Source organism: Fischerella sp., from assembly GCF_013388695.1.
Lineage (GTDB): Bacteria > Cyanobacteriota > Cyanobacteriia > Cyanobacteriales > Nostocaceae > PCC9605.
The window spans coordinates 30,884-49,700 of sequence record NZ_JACAEU010000081.1 but is presented as its reverse complement, the minus strand read 5'-3'; the positions used below and the strand labels follow the sequence as shown (position 1 = coordinate 49,700).

General features: G+C 42.2%; 15 protein-coding genes and 2 pseudogenes. 12 read left to right on the top strand and 5 right to left on the bottom strand.

What is annotated here, in order from left to right:
• Positions 1–46: 46 nt before the first annotated feature.
• The 8 genes and pseudogenes from HXY43_RS11040 to HXY43_RS11005 form a co-directional block, all read left to right on the top strand.
• Positions 47–698, top strand: a pseudogene (locus HXY43_RS11040) (transaldolase family protein); the annotation flags it as partial.
• Positions 699–741: 43 nt separating this feature from the next.
• Positions 742–1,380 carry a histidine phosphatase family protein gene (locus HXY43_RS11035; RefSeq protein WP_290883231.1) on the top strand — a complete coding sequence of 213 codons (639 nt, stop codon included), beginning with the start codon at positions 742–744 and terminating at the stop codon, positions 1,378–1,380.
• Positions 1,381–1,515: 135 nt separating this feature from the next.
• Positions 1,516–2,757, top strand: coding sequence for an acetate/propionate family kinase (locus tag HXY43_RS11030; protein ID WP_290883230.1), 1,242 nt, complete (start codon positions 1,516–1,518; stop codon positions 2,755–2,757).
• 304 nt (positions 2,758–3,061) lie between these two features.
• Positions 3,062–3,580 carry a hypothetical protein gene (locus HXY43_RS11025; RefSeq protein ID WP_290883229.1) on the top strand — a complete coding sequence of 173 codons (519 nt, stop codon included), beginning with the start codon at positions 3,062–3,064 and terminating at the stop codon, positions 3,578–3,580.
• Between the two features lie 41 nt (positions 3,581–3,621).
• Entirely contained in the window at positions 3,622–3,804 is a 183-nt protein-coding gene (locus HXY43_RS11020) for a hypothetical protein (RefSeq protein WP_290883228.1), read from the top strand.
• A gap of 339 nt (positions 3,805–4,143) precedes the next feature.
• Positions 4,144–5,652 carry an AAA-like domain-containing protein gene (locus tag HXY43_RS11015; RefSeq protein ID WP_290883227.1) on the top strand — a complete coding sequence of 503 codons (1,509 nt, stop codon included), beginning with the start codon at positions 4,144–4,146 and terminating at the stop codon, positions 5,650–5,652.
• 424 nt (positions 5,653–6,076) lie between these two features.
• Complete coding sequence (locus HXY43_RS11010) at positions 6,077–7,210, top strand: AAA-like domain-containing protein (protein WP_290883225.1); 1,134 nt, start codon at positions 6,077–6,079, stop codon at positions 7,208–7,210.
• Positions 7,211–7,451: 241 nt separating this feature from the next.
• Entirely contained in the window at positions 7,452–7,727 is a 276-nt protein-coding gene (locus HXY43_RS11005; protein WP_072032372.1) for a SemiSWEET family sugar transporter, read from the top strand.
• Here the strand turns inward: HXY43_RS11005 and HXY43_RS11000 are convergent.
• Positions 7,689–7,898, bottom strand: a complete 210-nt coding sequence (locus tag HXY43_RS11000) for a hypothetical protein (protein WP_290883250.1) — start codon at positions 7,896–7,898, stop codon at positions 7,689–7,691. The genes HXY43_RS11005 and HXY43_RS11000 overlap by 39 nt on opposite strands.
• 446 nt (positions 7,899–8,344) lie before the next feature.
• Between HXY43_RS11000 and HXY43_RS10995 the strand changes: the two genes are divergently transcribed.
• A complete protein-coding gene (locus tag HXY43_RS10995; protein WP_290883224.1) occupies positions 8,345–9,448 on the top strand; it encodes a hypothetical protein in 1,104 nt (367 codons plus the stop codon).
• A gap of 637 nt (positions 9,449–10,085) precedes the next feature.
• On the opposite strand, the gene HXY43_RS10990 is transcribed toward HXY43_RS10995, so the two are convergent.
• On the bottom strand, positions 10,086–10,790 hold the full coding sequence (locus tag HXY43_RS10990) for a nucleoside phosphorylase (protein WP_290883222.1): 705 nt from the start codon (positions 10,788–10,790) through the stop codon (positions 10,086–10,088).
• 86 nt (positions 10,791–10,876) lie between these two features.
• Between HXY43_RS10990 and HXY43_RS10985 the strand changes: the two genes are divergently transcribed.
• The gene (locus tag HXY43_RS10985; RefSeq protein ID WP_290883249.1) at positions 10,877–13,600 is read left to right on the top strand and encodes an efflux RND transporter permease subunit; all 2,724 of its coding nucleotides are present in this window, start codon (positions 10,877–10,879) and stop codon (positions 13,598–13,600) included.
• On the top strand, positions 13,600–14,589 hold the full coding sequence (gene hpnA / locus HXY43_RS10980; RefSeq protein ID WP_290883220.1) for a hopanoid-associated sugar epimerase: 990 nt from the start codon (positions 13,600–13,602) through the stop codon (positions 14,587–14,589). Before HXY43_RS10985 ends, hpnA begins: the two co-directional genes overlap by 1 nt.
• An 80-nt stretch (positions 14,590–14,669) precedes the next feature.
• Here the strand turns inward: hpnA and HXY43_RS10975 are convergent, their stop codons facing one another.
• Complete coding sequence (locus HXY43_RS10975) at positions 14,670–15,137, bottom strand: DUF1830 domain-containing protein (RefSeq protein ID WP_290883218.1); 468 nt, start codon at positions 15,135–15,137, stop codon at positions 14,670–14,672.
• A 5-nt stretch (positions 15,138–15,142) separates the two neighbouring features.
• On the opposite strand from HXY43_RS10975, the pseudogene HXY43_RS10970 reads away from it, so the two are divergent.
• Positions 15,143–15,808, top strand: a pseudogene (locus HXY43_RS10970) (sensor histidine kinase); the annotation flags it as partial.
• A gap of 181 nt (positions 15,809–15,989) precedes the next feature.
• Here HXY43_RS10970 and HXY43_RS10965 read toward each other — a convergent pair.
• Entirely contained in the window at positions 15,990–16,481 is a 492-nt protein-coding gene (locus tag HXY43_RS10965) for a hypothetical protein (RefSeq protein WP_026732223.1), read from the bottom strand.
• Between the two features lie 156 nt (positions 16,482–16,637).
• On the bottom strand, positions 16,638–18,809 hold the full coding sequence (locus HXY43_RS10960; RefSeq protein WP_290883215.1) for a pentapeptide repeat-containing protein: 2,172 nt from the start codon (positions 18,807–18,809) through the stop codon (positions 16,638–16,640).
• Positions 18,810–18,817 lie beyond the last annotated feature (8 nt).

Here is an 18,817-nt window from a genome sequence, read left to right as displayed (position 1 = left end):
AGTAGGGTGCCTTAACGGTAACACCATAACGCATAGCTGTAGATCCCAAGCGATCGCCTGTGCTGAAGCTGGTGTAACATTAGTCTCTATGCTGCTGGGACGAACTGTGAACTGGTTCAAGAAAGAAACAGGACGTAAATGTTACCCAGCAGCGAAAGATCCGGGTGTTTTATCGGTCAGACAAGTTTACAACTACTATAAAAAATTTGGCTATCAAACCCAAATTATGGTAAGAGGCTTTTGTAGTATTGATCAAATCGCAGAGTTGGCTGGCTGCGATATGCTCGCAATTTCACCTGTTCTTCTTCAAAAATTGCAATTAATCAAAGCAGAATTGCCTCGCAAGCTCGATCCAGCCCTTGCTGCCAAAGCACATATTAGAAAAATACACCTCGACAAACAGACTTTTTACCAGATCCACCAGGCAGATCGCATGGCATACCAAAAACTAGAAGAAAACATTGTTGGTAGGTCGAAGGCGGTAATTGCTCTAGAAAAACTTCTAGCAGAGCGATTGGAATACTTGATGAGTACCTCGAAGAATAGCTGCGTACCTGAAAATCTTTTTCGAGTATGTGACTTGAACGGTAATGGTTTTATTACCCGCACAGAGTGGGGCGGAACTGATGCAGTATTTTTATGCTCTAGATGCGAACAACGAAGCAATCATAACTCCTGAAGAAATAGCGGGGGATTGATAGCTGCATTCTGCTTGTCACAAGTTAAATTTGGAGAGATTTTATGGCTCTAAAACTCTATTTACTGCGGCATGGAGAAACGATTTACAGCCAGACAGGAGGATACTGCGGAGAACTAGATCCTGAACTTACACTAGAAGGGACGCTAATGGCCAAGGCATTCGCCGAAGCATATAGCTCTATACCCTGGACAGCGATTTATGCCAGTCCCAAGAAAAGAACCATTGCTACAGCAAAGCCTTTATGTGATGCCATCGGCATGGAAATGCAACTCCGGGATGGGCTGAAAGAAATCAATTATGGTCAGTGGGAAGGTCAAAATGTCGATTTTGTCAAGCAGCACTACCTAGAAGATTATCTGCATTGGCTGGCAGAACCCGCTTGGAACCCACCCACTGGTGGAGAAACAGCAGTTCAAATAGCCAGCCGCGCCTCGTTAGTGATTGCAGAAATCCGAGAAAAATATCCGGAGGGTAATGTTTTAGTGGTTTCCCACAAAGCAACCATCAGGATTATACTTTGCAACCTACTGGGCATCGATTTGGGACGCTACCGCGATCGCATTGACATGCCCGCCACTTCCATCAGCATTGTGAAGTTTGACATCCACGGGCCCTTGCTGCAAGTATTAGGCGATCGCAACTACATGACAGAAGAATTACGCTTGCGTCCAGGTACTTAGTAGATCGGGAGATGGGGAGGTGGAGAGATGGGGGGATGGGGAGAGTGGGGGAGTTTGGGAAGTAAGAAATAATGAAATCACCACCAACCACTAACCACTAACCACTAACTAATGACCAATGACAAATGATTAATTATGAAAATTTTAGTGATGAATGCTGGGTCAAGCAGCCAAAAAAGTTGCTTGTATGAGATAGTTGGCGAGCAATTACCAGAGCATTCCCCAAAGCCGCTTTGGGAAGCCAATGTAGACTGGACTCACTATCAAGGATTTGCCGAACTCAAAGTTAAAACCGCTCACAACGCAGTTCTCAAAGAAAAAATCAAAGCTGATTCTCATGCATCTGCAACCGAGCATGTGCTAAATACTCTGCTAGAGGGAAATACGCAGGTAATTAAGGAAACCAAGGAAATTGATGTAGTTGGCCATCGGGTGGTGCATGGCGGTCAGGAATACTACCAAGCAACTGTGGTTACAGAAGAGGTGAAAGCAGCCATCGATCGCTTATCGACTTTCGCCCCGATTCACAACCCAGCCAACTTAGAGGGAATAGAAGCAACTGAGAAAGTATTCCCTGAAGCTTTGCAAGTAGCAGTATTCGATACAGGCTTCCACAGCCAAATTCCTTTACCTGCTGCTGTTTACCCCGGCCCCTATGAATGGTACGAGCAGGGTATTCGTCGCTACGGATTCCACGGTATTAACCATCAATACTGCGCTCAACGTGCAGCGCAATTGCTAGGTCGAAATTTAAATTCTTTGCGTCTGATCACCTGTCACTTGGGTAATGGCTGCTCTTTAGCAGCAATCCGAGCAGGAAAAAGCATCGACACAACAATGGGATTTACGCCTTTAGAGGGGTTGATGATGGGGACTCGCTCAGGTTCCGTTGACCCTGGTATCCTGATTTACCTACTACGAAAAGGAATCGATGCCGATCAATTAGATGAAATTCTCAATCGTGGTTCTGGGTTGAAAGGGATTTCTGGCTTGTCCGCAGATATGCGTTCCATCCAAAGCGCCATAACTGAGGGAAATTCCCGCGCTCAGTTGGCTTTTGATATGTTTATCCACAGACTGCGATCGCACATCGGTTCTATGCTGGCTGTACTAGGAGGATTAGACGCTCTTATATTTACTGCTGGGATCGGAGAAAATCACGCGCTAACACGAACGGCTGCTTGTGAAGCGTTTGCATTTTTGGGACTAAAACTTGACGAAGCGAAAAATCAGGCTTCACCAAAAGATCAAGACATTGCAACGGCAGATTCTGCTATTCGCGTCCTAGTCATCCCAGCAGAAGAAGATTGGGCGATCGCCAAAGAATCCTGGCATTTGTTGCGTACGCACAACGCTACGCGCCAGGGAAAAGGTTAAAGCTTCACTGAGGAAAAGGAGAAAGGTTCAAGGGAAAAGGAAGGATTATTTCCTTTCTTTACTTTATCTTTTTACCTTTGACCTTCTTGATTTTCCCCTTACCCCTTCCCCTCTTGAACCAAAAAATGAACATAACTATAAGCACAATGAGGCTAATGGTGAAGACAACCGCGACGGAACCAACGACAACAACAGTTGGAACTGCGGAGTCGAGGGAGAAACAGACGATCCGGCAATAGAGGCGTTACGTCTGCGACAGATCAAGAACTTTTTTACAATTCTTCTGTGTTCCCAGGGAACACCAATGCTGCTCATGGGGGATGAAAACCGACGGACGCAACGAGGGAACAACAACGCTTACTGTCAGGATAATGAACTGAGTTGGGTTGACTGGAGTAAAGTTGAAAAACACTCAGATTTACTGCACTTTGTCAAGGCACTGATTCAATTTACCCAGTCGTTGCAAATATTCGAGCAAGAACGTGTCCTCAGCGTCACCTATGGCAGTCATGAACCACATCTGGTTTGGCATGGTGTGCAATTGGGACAACCAGATTGGTCGAACAATTCCCATAGCCTAGCATTCAGCTTGCGCCATCCAGAACGGGGTGAGCATTTGCATATTATTCTCAATGCCTATTGGGAACCGCTCCAATTTGAACTACCACTTCTCGGTAGTCAAGAACGCTGGTATCGAATTGTGGACACTGCTTTGCCCTCTCCTGATGATTTTTGCGAACCGAAGGTTGCATCAGTGGTAGAAAGTGATGCGTATCGAGCAGAGGGGCGATCGTCTGTTGTGCTGATGGCGATACAAAAATAGATAGAATTAGTGCCATCACATCAATGGTTGGCGTTGCATAAATGCGGGATGAATTGGCGGTTGAAACCATTGAAAATTCGTCCCAAATTGGGCGAAATCATCCCATGATTCAGCAACGCCCAATGGTTGTGTATGTTTGTTTGCAACGATCGCGATCGCCTGCATATATTTACTACCCTAACTGCATGACTGAAAAGAACGCTTGCAATCTTACTTCTTTTTAGGAGTATCTTTTCACTAAAATTTATCTGGCGATCGCCATCGTATTTTTAATTAATTTTATCGTCTTAATCGCTACAAAAGGTAATTGAATATTGCATTTAAATAGCTTAACTGACTGACTTATAGCGGTTTCCGACCTGGTGAGGTACGTTTTCAAAACTACTAACCTTGGTAAAAAAGATTTAGGTGTACCTCAGTTGCTTAATAAACGCTATGATATATTGTTTATTTTTAAAAAAGCGTTGCAACCCTCAGTTCCAGTTACAATAAGGTGTACGTATTCCTAATTGCCTAGATTTGCATATATCAATTGAAGTAGATAAACATCTATCTACAGGTATATGGAACATCAAAAATCAAAACGCATTCGTGGTGTAATTTTAACTGCCGCAGGTCTTAAACGATTGCAAGCAGCGATTGAATCAGCAGAAATACAGGAGAAAAATGGAGAACGTTTTACTCAAGAAGAACTCAGCGAGCGGATGAAAGTTTCTACCAAAACTATCAGCCGATTGTGGTCTCTTACTACTGGACTAGATCAACGTACTCTGAAATTTTGTTTTGGTGCCTTTAACCTCAATTTAAGAAAAGAGGATTACACATGCTCAGATAAAAGTAATGATTTAAACAAATCATTTGAATATATCCATGCGTTAGAAAACCAAGAAACTGTAGATATTTACTCATCCGAAGATTACATTGTTGAATCAGAACGACAAACACAAAAGTTAATCAAAAATTCAACTTGCTACCAACCTCTAGCAGCAGTTTTGAAATATCCCAGTGGACCAGTGCCATTGGACTCAATTTATTACATTCCTCGTCCCCCTATTGAAGAATTGGCTTATCGAGAAATTACCCAACCAGGATGTGTCATTCATATAAAAGCACCTAAAGAAATGGGAAAAACATCTCTCATGTTTAGGGTTTTGGCACGCTCAAAAGCTTTGGGTTATCGGATTGTGAGTTTGGATATCAATCAAGTTGATGTTGCTATTCTCAGCAACCTTGACAAATTCTTGCGGTGGTTATGCAAGAGTGCCTCTGTACAATTGAATCTGGAGCCGAATCTAGACGAATACTGGGATCGGGAAACTGGCAGCAAGGTGAGCTGTAGCTTATACTTCAAAAATTACCTACTGGAGTCTGTAGAAACTCCTGTTGTTCTGGCATTAAATGAAGTAAATCGGATTTTTAAATGCCCTGAATTAGCTCAAGAATTTTTATCCCTGCTGCGTTCTTGGCATGAGGAAGCTCAACAAGAGGAGACTTGGCAAAAACTACGCTTAGTCGTCACTTATTCTACAGAATCTTATATTCCCTTAAATCTCTATCAATCACCTTGCAATATAGGATTACCACTGCAATTACCAGAGTTTACCCATTCCCAAGTAGAGGAATTGGCAGAACGTCATGGACTTAATTGGCGACAGAACAATGAAGCTGAGCAACTAATGGCAATGGTTGGAGGACATCCGGCTTTGATACGGATTGCTCTTTATTACCTTTGCCGTCAAGAAGTGACGTTATCAGAACTGTTACAACAAGCGGCTACAGAAGTGGGTATTTATCGCACTCATTTGCGACGACTATTAGCAAATCTGCAAGAAAACCCGATTTTAACAGAAGCTCTTGAAGTTCTGCTCTCATCAGAAAGCAGTATATTCCTAGAACCAGTTGTTGCTCATCAATTAGAGAGCATGGGATTGGTGAAGTTTCACATGGATGGAATAACTATTAGTCGAGAATTGTATCGCATTTACTTTAGTAAGCATTTATATAACGGCAGACTCAGAGCTATCCATTCGTGTAATTCCACCTACAAAACTTTCATCTCTAGTTCGTCTTAGTTGCTTATTCTAAAAATAGGAATTAGGGGCTAGGCAACATACGTTTTCATCATGAATATTGGATCGTGTAATCATATAGGGGTGTGTTTTAGAAATGAGCTATAAACAAAGAGATAACGCGACTAGCTTGACTTTTGTTATAGAGATTTGCGAAAATAAAAACGATTATCACTTTTGTAAATAAAACTCCTCGGTTAGATAAAACTCCTCGGCTAGATCAAATAGAAAAGTAACCTACACTTTTGTTTCATTCAATTACTAATACTCTCTTTTCGATCCTTGAGCAGAGGCACAAGTGTAAGTACGTTCGCTGCAAAAATTCTGTATGATTTTTGCCGCACAGAGGAATGTTTGTGCATATTTCCTTAGTAAATTAAGGCGATCGCACAATTCATAAATTACTACATCACATCCATACAATGGGATGAGTAAATACTTCTATAAAGTTGGTGGCTGTTTAAGAACAGGTGACTCCAACTACGTGTTGCGTAGTGCTGACTTAGAGGTCTATCGCGTTCTTAAAGCTGGCCAATACTGCTACGTCTTCAATTCACGACAGATGGGCAAATCTTCGCTGCTTGTTCGTATGCGCCATAATCTGCAACAAGAAGGATATCACTGCGCCTTCATTGACATGACGCGAATTGCTAGTGACAACATTAATTCGCAGCAATGGTGCAAGGGAATAATCATTAGTCTCTGGAGCGGGCTAAAACTAGTTAAATGTGTAGATTTTAACACCTGGTGGCGTAAACATGAGGATCTCTCGATGCTGCAACGCTTGAGTCTGTTTATCGAAGAGATACTGCTTGTCAATATTCCTCAGGGTCAGATTGTGATCTTTTTTGATGAAATAGATAGCATCCTCGGTTTAAATTTCGCAGTTGATGATTTTTTTGCCTGGATTCGCTTTTGCTATGACCAAAGAGCTTTGAATTTGTCATACAATCGCCTTTGTTTTGCTTTATTTGGGGTAGCAAGACCTGACGATCTGATCCAAGATAAAACAAGAACACCCTTTAATATAGGTCAAGCAATCGATTTGCAAGAGTTTAAGCTAGAAGAAGCAGAAATTTTAGCCAAGGGATTTGAAACAAAAGTAAATAATTCCCAAGGTGTCTTAGCAGAAATTATGGCATGGACAGGAGGGCAACCTTTCCTGACACAAAAGCTTTGTCAGTTAGTCATCCGAACTATAGAAAAAATGCCAAATTCTAGTCTGATGATATCTCCAGGTACAGAAGCATCCTGGGTAGAAAATGTAGTGCGAGAGTCTATTATCGACCGATGGGAATTACAAGATGAGCCAGAACATCTGCGGACAATTCGCGATCGCATTCTTAGAAATGAGCAATGTGCGGGCAGAATGCTAAGTATCTATCAGCAAATATTGCAAAATGTAGAGGTGCCAGTTGATGATAGTCGCGAGCAAATCGAACTGCTGCTTAGTGGTTTAGTGGTAAAACAGCAAGGATATTTGCAAATCAAAAATCGTATTTACCAAGAAGTTTTTAATCTCCAATGGCTCGAAAAAAAATTAGCTTTTTTTCATCGTTAGTAATTCATTGCGGAGTAATTTCATCTGATGGGATTTGATACAAATCATACTTTTACCAGCCCATCATAAATTTTTGCAACACAACCAAAATTATCTCTTTCAAATCATGCTGAAAGCATTAGCTATAAAGATAGAGTAGCTTTTGTAATGACTTTAGCAACAATAATGTGGTAAGTTTTAACCAAAGGTTTCTGGTACTTGCATAGGATCAATTATCCAAAAAACCGGGGTATAAACAAAAATGGAAGTTAATTTTACAACCACTTTAGGAATAACAGCAGGAGTGCTGACTACTATTGCCTATATGCCTCAACTCATTAAAACTTGGAAGTCGAAATCAGCCCACGATCTTTCTTGGAGTATGCTGATTGTTCTATGTACAGGCATTATTTTATGGCTGATATATGGCTTTTCTGTTCACGATATTCCCATCATTTCCGCTAATATCGTGACCTTCCTTTTAGCTTCTATGATTTTGTTACTGAAGATTAGGTATAGGTACACCAAGCAAGAGTAGCTGCACTATCAGCGTAAACACCTCGGTGGTTCCGGTATGGTCTTCTGAAAGAGAATCCCACACTTCAATCTTACAATCTTCCATAAAAAGGACAAGAAGGATAAGGGAAGAAGGAATGGGGTGATGGGGAGAGTGCAGTTTCATATTCTTCCCAGTGCCCCTTATCCTCATAAGGTTCCCACCTCATCCTCTCCCTTGTCTGAGCCATAAAGACAATTTCTGAATACTGAATCGATACTCTAGCCTTAAAAAGACGGAATTTTTGCATAAAACTCCCTTCATACATCCTTTTAATTTCTCTTTATGATATGAGTATAAAATTCATTTTAAAAGTTCATAAATTGAGATATAAATTCACGCAAATTTTTCAAAAAATTATACCATTTTGAAAAAATAATGCGACAAATAGACATTGTAGAGACGCGCCATGGCGCGTCTCTACATCAAGATGTGTTGTAAACATTTATTAAATCGGTATTAGTAGTATCTCTAAACAAATATCGTTTCCTAATATCTGTCTGTAGATAGATTTTTATGTTTTCCTCTGGTGAGAGTATAAAATTTAAAATGATCATTTCTCGCTAGTTTTCAGTTAACCTGACAGTACAGATTAAAAAGTGACTCGCCATACAATTTTCAACCATGACATCATGGTCTGCACCAATGAGTCTGTGACAGGGAATCATCTTTATTGTGGTAGGGTGCTTGGTTTGACTGAACCAGAGGATATTATTCAGTTGAACCCAGATTTAAAATCACAATGGAATATTATTACCGAACACTATGGACGCATAGGTTTAAGCCATAGCAAAAATGCGATCTGGGATGTCTCACTGAGAATCTTGGAAGACTATCCTGACTATGATATTTCCCTTTTCTTTTTTGGCAACACTACAAGCAAAGTCGATTGTGACGAAGACTTGTTTCGCAAGCTAGATTGCGACTGGTTTAACGTAGTTAAGTTTATGAACTCCAAGAACAACTTTATACAGCTTGCACAACAGCTTGGAGTTAGCGTTCCTCGAACGTTTTGTTTTGAAAACAAAGCTGCGATTAAAGACTTATCTGATTTTCCCTATCCGTGTTATTTCAAAACTGCCATTTCTGTTAATGGCGTTGGGATTAGCCGATGTGAAAACCCACAACAGCTTTCCTTGATTCTAAAAACCTTTCCCAATGAAATACCTTTGCAAATCCAGGAGGAAGTAGTAGCTTGCTCTTTTTTAAATGTGCAATACTCTGTTGAGGCTTCAAAACTTCAACGTCTTGCCATAACTTCTCAAATACTTAATGATTGCACCCATATCGGCAATTGCTATCCCAGTGAGCATCAACCTTGGGAAACTGTTGAATCAATAGCCGAGTGGATGGCGCAACGTGGAATGAAACAGATATTTGCTTTTGATGTTGCTGTTGTGGAAGATGCAACACAAACACGTTATCTGCCAATTGAGTGCAATCCACGCTTTAATGGTGCATCATATCCCACAGGTATTGCTAACAAGCTTAATATCACTAATTGGAGGTGCGAAAACTTTAAGACGCGATATTGCTCACTCGAAAACCTTGATTTCAGTGATATTGAGTTTAATCCTCAAACTAATACAGGTGTTGTGATAGTCAACTGGGGTGCTATTCTGGTTGGAAAACTCGGTATTTTGCTTGCTGGAACTGACGAACAGCAGAATGAACTGAGAACTGTATTGAAACAGCGATTATGAGCAATTGATATACTCCCTGTACTTATAATATTGTGTTTGTTTGAATACTTGATACTGGCTCTACGCGTTCCCATATCAGCTCGAAGATCTTCGAGGTATTATTGCTCATCGTTGGTGGCGTTTTCAGCGTGATTCGAAAGTCTTGTTTTTTAGCTCTTTGACTTGCTTCTATGAGGAATGGGATTTCTGAGGGCGATCGCACTTACTCAAGACTACATAAAAGGGCGATCGCATATCTTAGGGAACTCCAAAAAATAAATCATCCAACCGCACAACTTATTCCCCCTTGTCCTTCTTATCTAAGTACAGTATTTCATTAATTCGTAGCGAATTATCCTTAGAAATACTCTGCGTTCCTCTGCGCTGTCTCTGCGCATCTCTGCGTTTAAAAACACTACGATTTTACGCAAAGCTGTACTAAAAACGATTGGATATTTTGGCGTTGCTGATTTTGAGTATGAATTTGATTTTGTCATGCTGAGTGTAGCGCAGCGAAACGTAGACGCGACAGCGGCTTCTCGCAGAGTAGCATCTATCGAGATTCTTCACTCCACTGCGTTGCGTTCAGAATGACAATTCATACCCTGATTCAGCAACGCCGATATTTTTTTATTTGAAAGTCCCAAAAATGCTCACCCTACTGAAACAGAAAAGTTGTAACTTGCTCCAATACTTGCAGTCCCCTCAAGCTACCTCGAATCAGCCTAGTAGCAGCAATGGGTTGTTTAAGCATAGCGATAGCAAAGGACAAAGGTTGAAGGGAACCATCATGGCTGAGTGCCAAGTTGAGGTTAGGTATATTGCCATCGCACCCGTCGCTAACTACCCGCACCATCGCCACCGTCACCCCAGTTGATTTGAAAAACTCTAGGACAGCAAATCCTTCCATGTCTACAACATCAGTATCTAACGTTTGACCAAGAAGGCGTTTTTCACTCTTCAACCAAATTATGCGATCGCTCGTCAATGCCCTGACAACAGAAATCTTGTCTTGGAGGTACTCTTGCAAAGATGCTGTGAAAGTGGCATCGCACTTTTGCACTAAGGTATTGCCAGTATTTTCTTGATAAACACAATCTTTGTACAGCACAACATCCCCTACTCGGTACTTGGGTTTGAGGCTGCCACATAAACCCATGACTAATACTCTTGGTTGTGGATGATTCAGGATCTTTTTTATATCTTGACTATTTGGCAAATATATGGAATTCGTTTTTGTGCCAACAGGTATCGGTATAACTGATGGTGTACAACCAGTAACACGGCTTAAGCCTCGACACACGGCTTTGTACTCTGCACCTTGGCAAACCAGAATAGCTTGGATGGATGTTTGATTAGACACTACTTAAATTGCTACTTTTAATTTAAATTGTTAAGGGAGTGTAATTAAAATTAAAATCGAAAAGAAGCGATAATCTCTCTGTCATGATGATAAAGCCTGATCGCTCTCAGTCTGTACGGGAGCGCTTCAATCTCTCTAAATTGGCGATTCAGCATCCTCGGCTGACAGTAGGTTTTTGGCTTGCCGTGATGATGGCGGGAATACTTGCTTTCAGTACCCTCAAGTATGCTTTATTTCCAGATATTACTTTTCCAGTAGTGGTGGTAAATGCTACAGCCCCACTGACAACAGCTTTGGATACAGAGGCAAAGCTCACCCAACCGATAGAGCAGCGTCTCAACTCTCTGGAAGGACTTGATAAAATCCGCTCCTCTACTTATCCTGGTCAAACAGTTGTTATTCTCTCCTTTTTTGTGGGCACAAACCTGGAGGAGTCTACACAAAAAGCAGAAACAGCGTTAAAACAAGCTTCTCTTCCAGAAGACTCGACTTTCAAAACCATTCCCATCCGACTGAACGAGTCAGCTGCCATTAGCTATGCAATCGAGAGTCCATCGCTAAATTTAACAGACTTAGCTAAGTTAGCTAAAGACAAAATTATACCTGCCTTAGCTCAACAACCAGGAGTGCTAAGAGTAGATCTTTTGGGTACTCCCGTTGCATCTTCTCCCCCACCAGCATCTAATCAAACTGCTGCTCTCACCCGAGAGGGCGCAACATTAGTGCGATTCAACGGCAAAGATGCTCTGGCTGTTCAGGTAATTAAACGCGGCGATGCCAACACTTTAGAAGTGGTTTCTGAGGTGGAGAACCAGGCGCAACAGCTACGCTCTGCCTTACCGAATGTTAAACTCACCCTGGCTGCCACTCAATCAGAGTATATCCGTAACGCTACCCGTGCCACTATTGATGCTTTGATTGAAGCCATAGTTTTAGCGGTATTAGTTATCTTTCCTTTTTTGTGGAATTGGCGGGCGACTGTGATTTCTGCCTTGGCGATACCCACATCTTTGTTAGCAACTTTTATCGTCATGGCCATATTTGGCTTCAACCTAGAGACAATCACATTATTGGCTTTAGCTTTAGTGATTGGCAGTATTGTTGACGACGCGATCGTAGATGTGGAAAATATCATGCGGCACGTCGAAGAGGGAGAACATCCCCGCCAAGCTGCCCTTTTAGGCACTCATGAAATTGGGCTAACAGTTACGGCAGCAACCTTTACAGCAGTAGCAGTGTTTCTACCGATAGGTTTGATGGGTGGGGTAATTGGTCAATTTTTCCAACCCTTTGGTATTACTGTCTCAGCTGCAATGCTAGCTTCCATGCTCATTGCCCGGACTTTGTCGCCTGTTTTGGCTATTTATTGGTTAAAACCTCCATCCTCGCGTTCCCAACGCAAAGAACGAAAAACATGGTCGAATTTTGCCCAATCTTACCGAAACTTACTGAGTTGGTCACTGAGTCACCGCAGCATAGTCATAGGTTTAGCCGTGCTAAGTTTTGTAGCAGGCATAGCTTTAATTCCACTTGTTCCTAAGGGGTTTATTCCTAAACTAGACCGTGGTGAATTCAATATAGTTTTTACTACTCCCTTACCGAATTTATCAGAACCAGGGCAAGGAACAACAGATAATTTAACTAATGATTTATTCACAAGTCCCATAGAAAGCGAGTCTTTCGGTTCCCTGTATTCAATTTCCAATCCTTTAAATAATTCTTTTGATGCAGCCAAAAAAATAGAAGAGGTAGTTAGAAAATCACCAGAAGTAGAAACTGTTTTTACAATTGTGGGTTCTCGCGAGGGAGAAATAAATAAAGGCAAGCTCTATGTTAAATTAAAAAGCGATCGCACAATCACAACCTCGGAACTACAAGACCAGTTCCGTTCCTCTTTACCCCAACTTCCAGGTGTTAACATTAGCGTTGAAGATATTCAATTCGTCGATTCTGGCGCTCAAAAACCCCTAGAAGTAGCTTTGCGGGGCAATGATATCAATACTTTGAGTAAAGCCGCCGAGACAATTAAACAGCGCATTCAAAAATTGCCTGGATTTGTTGATGTCACTGTTACAGGTGCCACAAATCCACAACAAACAGTTTTTCAAATCGAACGCTTGAATAATAAACGAGTAGTTTATATTCGTGCCAACCTGGGTCAGAATTTGCCTTTAGGTGATGCTACGGATAAATTAGTAGCCGAAGCTAAAGCTGTATTGCCTGCCGATATTTCTTTGGATCTAGGAGGATACTCTGAACGGAGTAGCGAAGTTTTTGCTAGTTTCGGCACTACTCTGACTCTATCGGCATTATGTATTGTCGTCGTATTGATCTCCCTGTTCCGAAGTTGGATAGACCCCATAGTAATCGCCATTTCTTTGCCTTTGGCAATAGTAGGGGCGATGTTAGCATTAGTCATCACCAAGAGTGACTTTGGCATGATCTCGCTGATCGGCTTTGTCTTTTTGCTGGGGTTAGCTACCAAAAATGCCATCTTGATAGTAGATTGCATAAATCAGTTGCGTCAGTCGGGATTAAACCGTACAGAGGCAATTCTCAAAGCCGGGCCAGTGCGTCTGCGACCAATTTTAATGACAACAGCCTCGACAATTTTAGGAATGCTACCGATCGCCTTGGGCTTGGGTGCAGGTTCGGAATTGCGATCGCCAATGGCTGTGGCTATTGCTGGCGGGTTGGTTAGTTCCACTGTGCTGAGTTTGATTGTTGTGCCAGTGGTGTACACCTATTTGGATGACTGGTTTCCCCGCTTTCAGAAGAAGGGGAGATGGGGTGATGGGGGGGTAAATTAATGTGTGTATTTGTTACGGGTGGAACTGGTTTTGTTGGTGCTAACTTGGTGCGGTTGCTCTTGCAAGAAGGATACACCGTCAGAGCCTTGGTACGTGCTTCTAGCCGACTAGACAACCTGCAAAATTTAGATGTGGAGTTAGTCAACGGCGATCTAAATGACCCAGAATTATGGCAACAGATGCTTGGTTGCCAATACGTGTTTCATGTCGCCGCCCACTATTCCCTTTGGCAAAAAGACCGGGAAGCGCTTTACCAAAATAATGTGCTAGGTACGCGCAACGTACTGACATCTGCTCAAAAGGCTGGGATTGAAAAGACTGTCTACACCAGTTCTGTTGCTGCGATTGGAGTGGGTGCGGCTGGTACAGCTGTAGATGAAACTTATCAAAGTCCTTTAGAGAAACTTGTCGGTCATTATAAAAAGTCTAAGTTTCTCGCTGAGCAAGAAGCTATGCAAGCAGCTCGTAATGGTCAGGATGTAGTTGTGGTTAATCCTGCCAGTCCAATTGGGGCTTGGGATATTAAACCGACGCCAACAGGAGATATAATTCTGCGGTTTTTGCGACGGCAAATGCCTTTTTATATGCAGACAGGACTGAATTTTATTGATGTGCGTGATGTGGCTTGGGGACATTTGTTGGCTTTGCAACGAGGAAGATCTGGGGAAAGATATATCCTGGGAAACCAAAACCTTAGCTTGAAACAACTACTTGATGAACTTGCCCTAATAACAGGTTTGGATGCCCCCAAAAATGGTATACCTGCTTGGTTGCCCCTTAGCGTTGCCTGGTTTGATGAAAAAATCCTTGCCCAGCTTGGCAAACCGCCATCCGTTCCCTTAGATGGTGTGCGTATGGCAACGCAAACTATGTACTATGATGCCTCAAAAGCTGTACGAGAATTGGGTTTACCCCAATCTTCCTTAACTGTGGCTCTCCAGAATGCTGTAGATTGGTTTTTATCACAGGGGATGTGCAGCTCTTCCTGAACCGCGATAGTACGTAGATGCGACTTCTTCAGTTGCTTGACAATCGAACGAATTTAGGATTTGATTGAGGATATTTTTCATTATCCGCATACCTGTAGATTGGAGCAAAGAATTTTATTTGCTAATATTCCACCTGTTGTGCTCTCCATATGGATTTCTAGTTCAGCCTCGGGAACAGCTTCAAATAACATTTTTTCTCCGGGAAAGACAATTTGCTCGAAACAATATTTGCCCATGTTTGAGATTCGAGCGATTTGAATCTGACTAGTCGTGTTTTTGTAAAAACACAGAATTCGGCTGTCCATTTGCAATGTTGAAGAGTTTTGCATTTGAGTTCTACTGGCTTGTTTAACAAAGTCGAAAATAGAAGTTTCCAAAGCCGCATATTCATTGGGGCTAAGATCACACGGCTGGTAAGATTGGTTGAGAAAATGGATGAGCGCCAGACTAACAGTTTCCAAATCTGCCCGTTTCTTAGCTGCTGTGAAAGCTTGAGCGAAGGTGGGATAAATTTTGCGATCGCTGAATCCAGTCTTCTCATCTGGCATCCAACATTTTTTCAATGATTTCTCATGAATTTCGTACACCTTTGAGTGTGATTTTACTTTCATCTCAACTACTAAAAGAAATTCTTCAGGAATTGGTTGATTCTACTCAATTAAAAAATCTATATAGAATTCAATCTTCCGCTAAGTTAATGAATCAACTAATAACAGACTTATTGACTTTAACTAGAGCAGAAGCAGGGAAATTAGATTTCAATCCTCAATTTATTAATATAGAAAGTTTTTGCTTGAATCTACTAGAAGATTTACAGCTTTTTCATATAAAACTACCTGCAATAAAATTTATCAAAAATGGTCGGTTTTTTCGTACACAAATAGATGAAAAGCTGTTATATTCAATCCTCAGCAACTTGCTATTAAATGCGATTAAATATTCACCTCAAGGAGGCAACATATACTTAATTGTAAATTGTGAACAAGAGGCTACTATTTTCCAAGTTAAAGATGAAGGAATAGGTATTCCACAACAAGAGCAGCAAAATATTTATGAGCCATTCTATCGATGCCAAAATGTGGAAAATATAGTTGGTACTGGTCTGGGATTAGCAGTTGTCAAGAAATGCGTGGAACTCCACCAAGGAGAAATTTCTGTAGAAAGTGAAGTAGGGTTTGGAACAATATTTACTGTTAAAATTCCTCACAATCGAAAATAGGAAATTAAGAATACAATTTTCCTTATGTCTTGAAAATAGGGATTGGGGATCGGGGATCGGAGAATAGGAAACGGAGAATAGTGAACTCTTAACAGGGAAGAATTAGAGTCTCTGGCTCTTATTAAAAAATCCCATGCTTCCAAGACATGGGAGTGAGATGATAATATATTCAACTTACTTATTAAAATCTCAAACCAACACCACCTTGCAAAGAAAAAGTAGTGCCGCCATCACGCAAGGCGTCAAAGCCAATAATCGCGTTGCCAAAAAGAACGGCATTGCTGTGAGGTACAACATAATCAATGCCTGGTTGTAAGGCAAAGCCGATTTTGTTGCCAACAGGAGAAGGTGTATCCCCGCCAGCAAAAATAAACCCAGCTCCCAAGTAAGTGTCAGTTTGCCAGTTGAGGGGGAAGTCGTAGGAAACCGTTGGCACAAGCGCTATATTATTACCGAAGAAGGCTTGACCACGGAAAGAAATTGGTGATTCTAGAAGTTTGTAACGAAAGGCAACAACGCCTCCGAGTTGACCACCATCAGCAAAACCAATTGCTGGGCCAATACCAACATAGCTACCATATGCTGCTTGAGCATCTGCTGGTTGGGTAAATTGGGTCAAACTCAAAAGTGAACTAGCCAAAAGTACTGAGACTAAATACTTTAGACGCTTCATTCCTGACTCTCCTCACACCATAATTTTGTTGGTTGTTGGTTGTTGGTTGTTGGTTGTTGGTTAGTAGTTAGTGGTTAGTAGTTAGTGGTTAGTAGTTGATGGTAGTTATTCTTCCACTCTCCCCCTCTCCCACTCTCCCCATCTCCCCACTCAATCTTAGGGACAACGGGGATGGATACCACCTTGAGTACAAATGTAAGCCAATTGTTTGGCATCTAAATTTTTCGTTTGGCTAAAATCAGCTCCTTTGACTACAGCAGATTGTGAACCTAGTGTTGGTGTTTGGACAAATTGATCGGCAGGATCTTGTTTGGCGGGGAAGAAAATAGTCCCTTGAAAATCAGTGCCTGTCAAATTTGCTCCCCGTAAATCTGCAAGGCTGAGGTCGGCATTACGGAAGTTCGCACCCTCCAAATTGGCAGAGTTCAAATTCGCATTTGTCATGCGAGTTGCACTCAGGTTAGCATTGCTTAGATCTGCACGAGCTAAATTTGCTCCTGATAGGTCTGCCCCTTGCCAATCAGTTTTGCTTAAGTTGGCAAAGGACAATTGGGTGGCGATCGCAATTACGCGTCCTAAGCGAGCAGCATACAAGTTAGCATCGTTAAATATAGCTTCACTTAAATCTGCCCCAGTCAAGCTAGCATTTTCTAAGATGGCACCGCGCACATCGGTTCCCATTAACTGAGCGCTGCTGAGGTTAGCATTAACCAGACGTGCATTGGCTAAGTTGGCCCCTTTGAGGGTAGCGCGGCTCAAGTCTGTGCGAACCATTAAAACGCGACTGAGATTAGTATCGTTGAGATTGGCTTGTTTGATCTGAGCGCCGCTCAAATCTGCTATCTGATCGTCAAAGGTATCCCACCGTCCATCTTCACCGACTCCCCGGAAACTGCTACCCTTAAAACTAGCAAAGGATAGATTCGCGCCTTTAAAATTGACTCCCGATAAATCAACTTTTTCTAATACTAAGTTGAATAAAGGACGTTCTTTGGAAACGCTTTGAGACAATTGGACGCGGCTGAGATCAAAATTGTTGAGTTTACCACTATTGACCTCAATAATCTTATTAATTACCCGTTGGTTATTTTGCAACCGCTTTTGTCGCAATTCCCTCTCTGGAGATGGGTTAGTGCCTATAGACTCCAAATCGCCAGCCAGAGACTGATTCATACTTTTTAAATCGGGTAGGGCTGGGAGACCGATATTTGCTAAAGCCTGCTCAATTGTACCTACTAAGCTGGGGTCAGTTTCTTTAGCCAGCAGATCCACAAGATATTGAGTTGCCTGTGGATCGTTGAGAGTACCCATAGCCAAAATGGCACTGCGGCGTTCTTCATTGCTAGCGCCAGAGTTGGGACTTAATTGTTGGACGAGTGTGAGGAATTGTTGGCTGTTACGCTGCTCTAATGCCCGTCGATTTTGCTGAGTTTGAATGTAGACTTGAGTACCGACTAAAGTTATTAATACACCAGCCATACTCAACAGTGCTAACCCAAGCAGCGCCATACTTGGATTTAGCGGCAATCGCCTCCACAGATTTGAAGGTGGTTGAGTGGTTTGTGATGGTGTGATCACAACAGATGCGATCGCTGCATCTTCATCTCCTTCTTCGTTCCACTGCGATTGTTCCGGCTTTTTTTCTCGCAGTTGTGAAGGTTTAAACGGTTTAGTCGCATCTATGGCGTAAGTACCTGCCAAACGGTCATGCAAGGCCCGTCGCCCTTTTGGTGATGAAAAGCCCGTCCCTTCTGTCAGTATCATCAAACCAGCCAAGACTGTCAAAACACCCAAGTTAGGAAAGGCTGGGCTGTAGCGCCAGAGTGTGTAAGCCACAGACAAGGGCAAAGTCCAACGACCAATTACTTCTCGCATCAAAACTGCTCCCAAACCAGGCGGCTGGCCTTGAGAGTTGACAACCCGAACCCCAAACCAGCGTTTGGGAAAGGTGCTACCTGTTTTGGCGAGTAGAAGCAATTGCCAACCAGAGAGTGTCAGAGGCGCTAGTATGGCTACTGTCCATAAAAAATTTGTCGGCCATGCGACGTTTCGAGTGCCATAGCTAACAGGTAGAGCTAAGGGGCGGGCGATTTCTCTTTCTGTTACTATTAATACGGGGTTTAATGGTACTCGGTTCAAATCACTTCTAGTATTCAGATACGTGCCAAGACTGTAAGGAATCAACCCACTGACAACTACCAGTGTCATTTCTGTTGCCCAAGCAGCAATACGCCTAGTTACTAGAGGCAGTGAGTTGAGTTTTCCCGGTTCATTTGACTGACTGGAACTAGGTTGATCGCTACTTCTCCTCACAATTGGGGTTGCCATCGCATATT

Excerpts from the sequence above, each read along its gene's own strand:
- HXY43_RS11035 (WP_290883231.1), top strand. The coding sequence starts at position 742 with ATGGCTCTAAAACTCTATTTACTGCGGCATGGAGAAACGATTTACAGC.
- HXY43_RS11030 (WP_290883230.1), top strand. The coding sequence starts at position 1,516 with ATGAAAATTTTAGTGATGAATGCTGGGTCAAGCAGCCAAAAAAGTTGC.
- HXY43_RS11025 (WP_290883229.1), top strand. The coding sequence starts at position 3,062 with ATGCTGCTCATGGGGGATGAAAACCGACGGACGCAACGAGGGAACAAC.
- HXY43_RS11020 (WP_290883228.1), top strand. The coding sequence starts at position 3,622 with ATGCGGGATGAATTGGCGGTTGAAACCATTGAAAATTCGTCCCAAATT.
- HXY43_RS11015 (WP_290883227.1), top strand. The coding sequence starts at position 4,144 with ATGGAACATCAAAAATCAAAACGCATTCGTGGTGTAATTTTAACTGCC.
- HXY43_RS11010 (WP_290883225.1), top strand. The coding sequence starts at position 6,077 with ATGAGTAAATACTTCTATAAAGTTGGTGGCTGTTTAAGAACAGGTGAC.
- HXY43_RS11005 (WP_072032372.1), top strand. The coding sequence starts at position 7,452 with ATGGAAGTTAATTTTACAACCACTTTAGGAATAACAGCAGGAGTGCTG.
- HXY43_RS11000 (WP_290883250.1), bottom strand. The coding sequence starts at position 7,898 with ATGAGGATAAGGGGCACTGGGAAGAATATGAAACTGCACTCTCCCCAT.
- HXY43_RS10985 (WP_290883249.1), top strand. The coding sequence starts at position 10,877 with ATGATAAAGCCTGATCGCTCTCAGTCTGTACGGGAGCGCTTCAATCTC.
- hpnA (WP_290883220.1), top strand. The coding sequence starts at position 13,600 with ATGTGTGTATTTGTTACGGGTGGAACTGGTTTTGTTGGTGCTAACTTG.
- HXY43_RS10975 (WP_290883218.1), bottom strand. The coding sequence starts at position 15,137 with ATGCCAGATGAGAAGACTGGATTCAGCGATCGCAAAATTTATCCCACC.
- HXY43_RS10965 (WP_026732223.1), bottom strand. The coding sequence starts at position 16,481 with ATGAAGCGTCTAAAGTATTTAGTCTCAGTACTTTTGGCTAGTTCACTT.
- HXY43_RS10960 (WP_290883215.1), bottom strand. The coding sequence starts at position 18,809 with ATGGCAACCCCAATTGTGAGGAGAAGTAGCGATCAACCTAGTTCCAGT.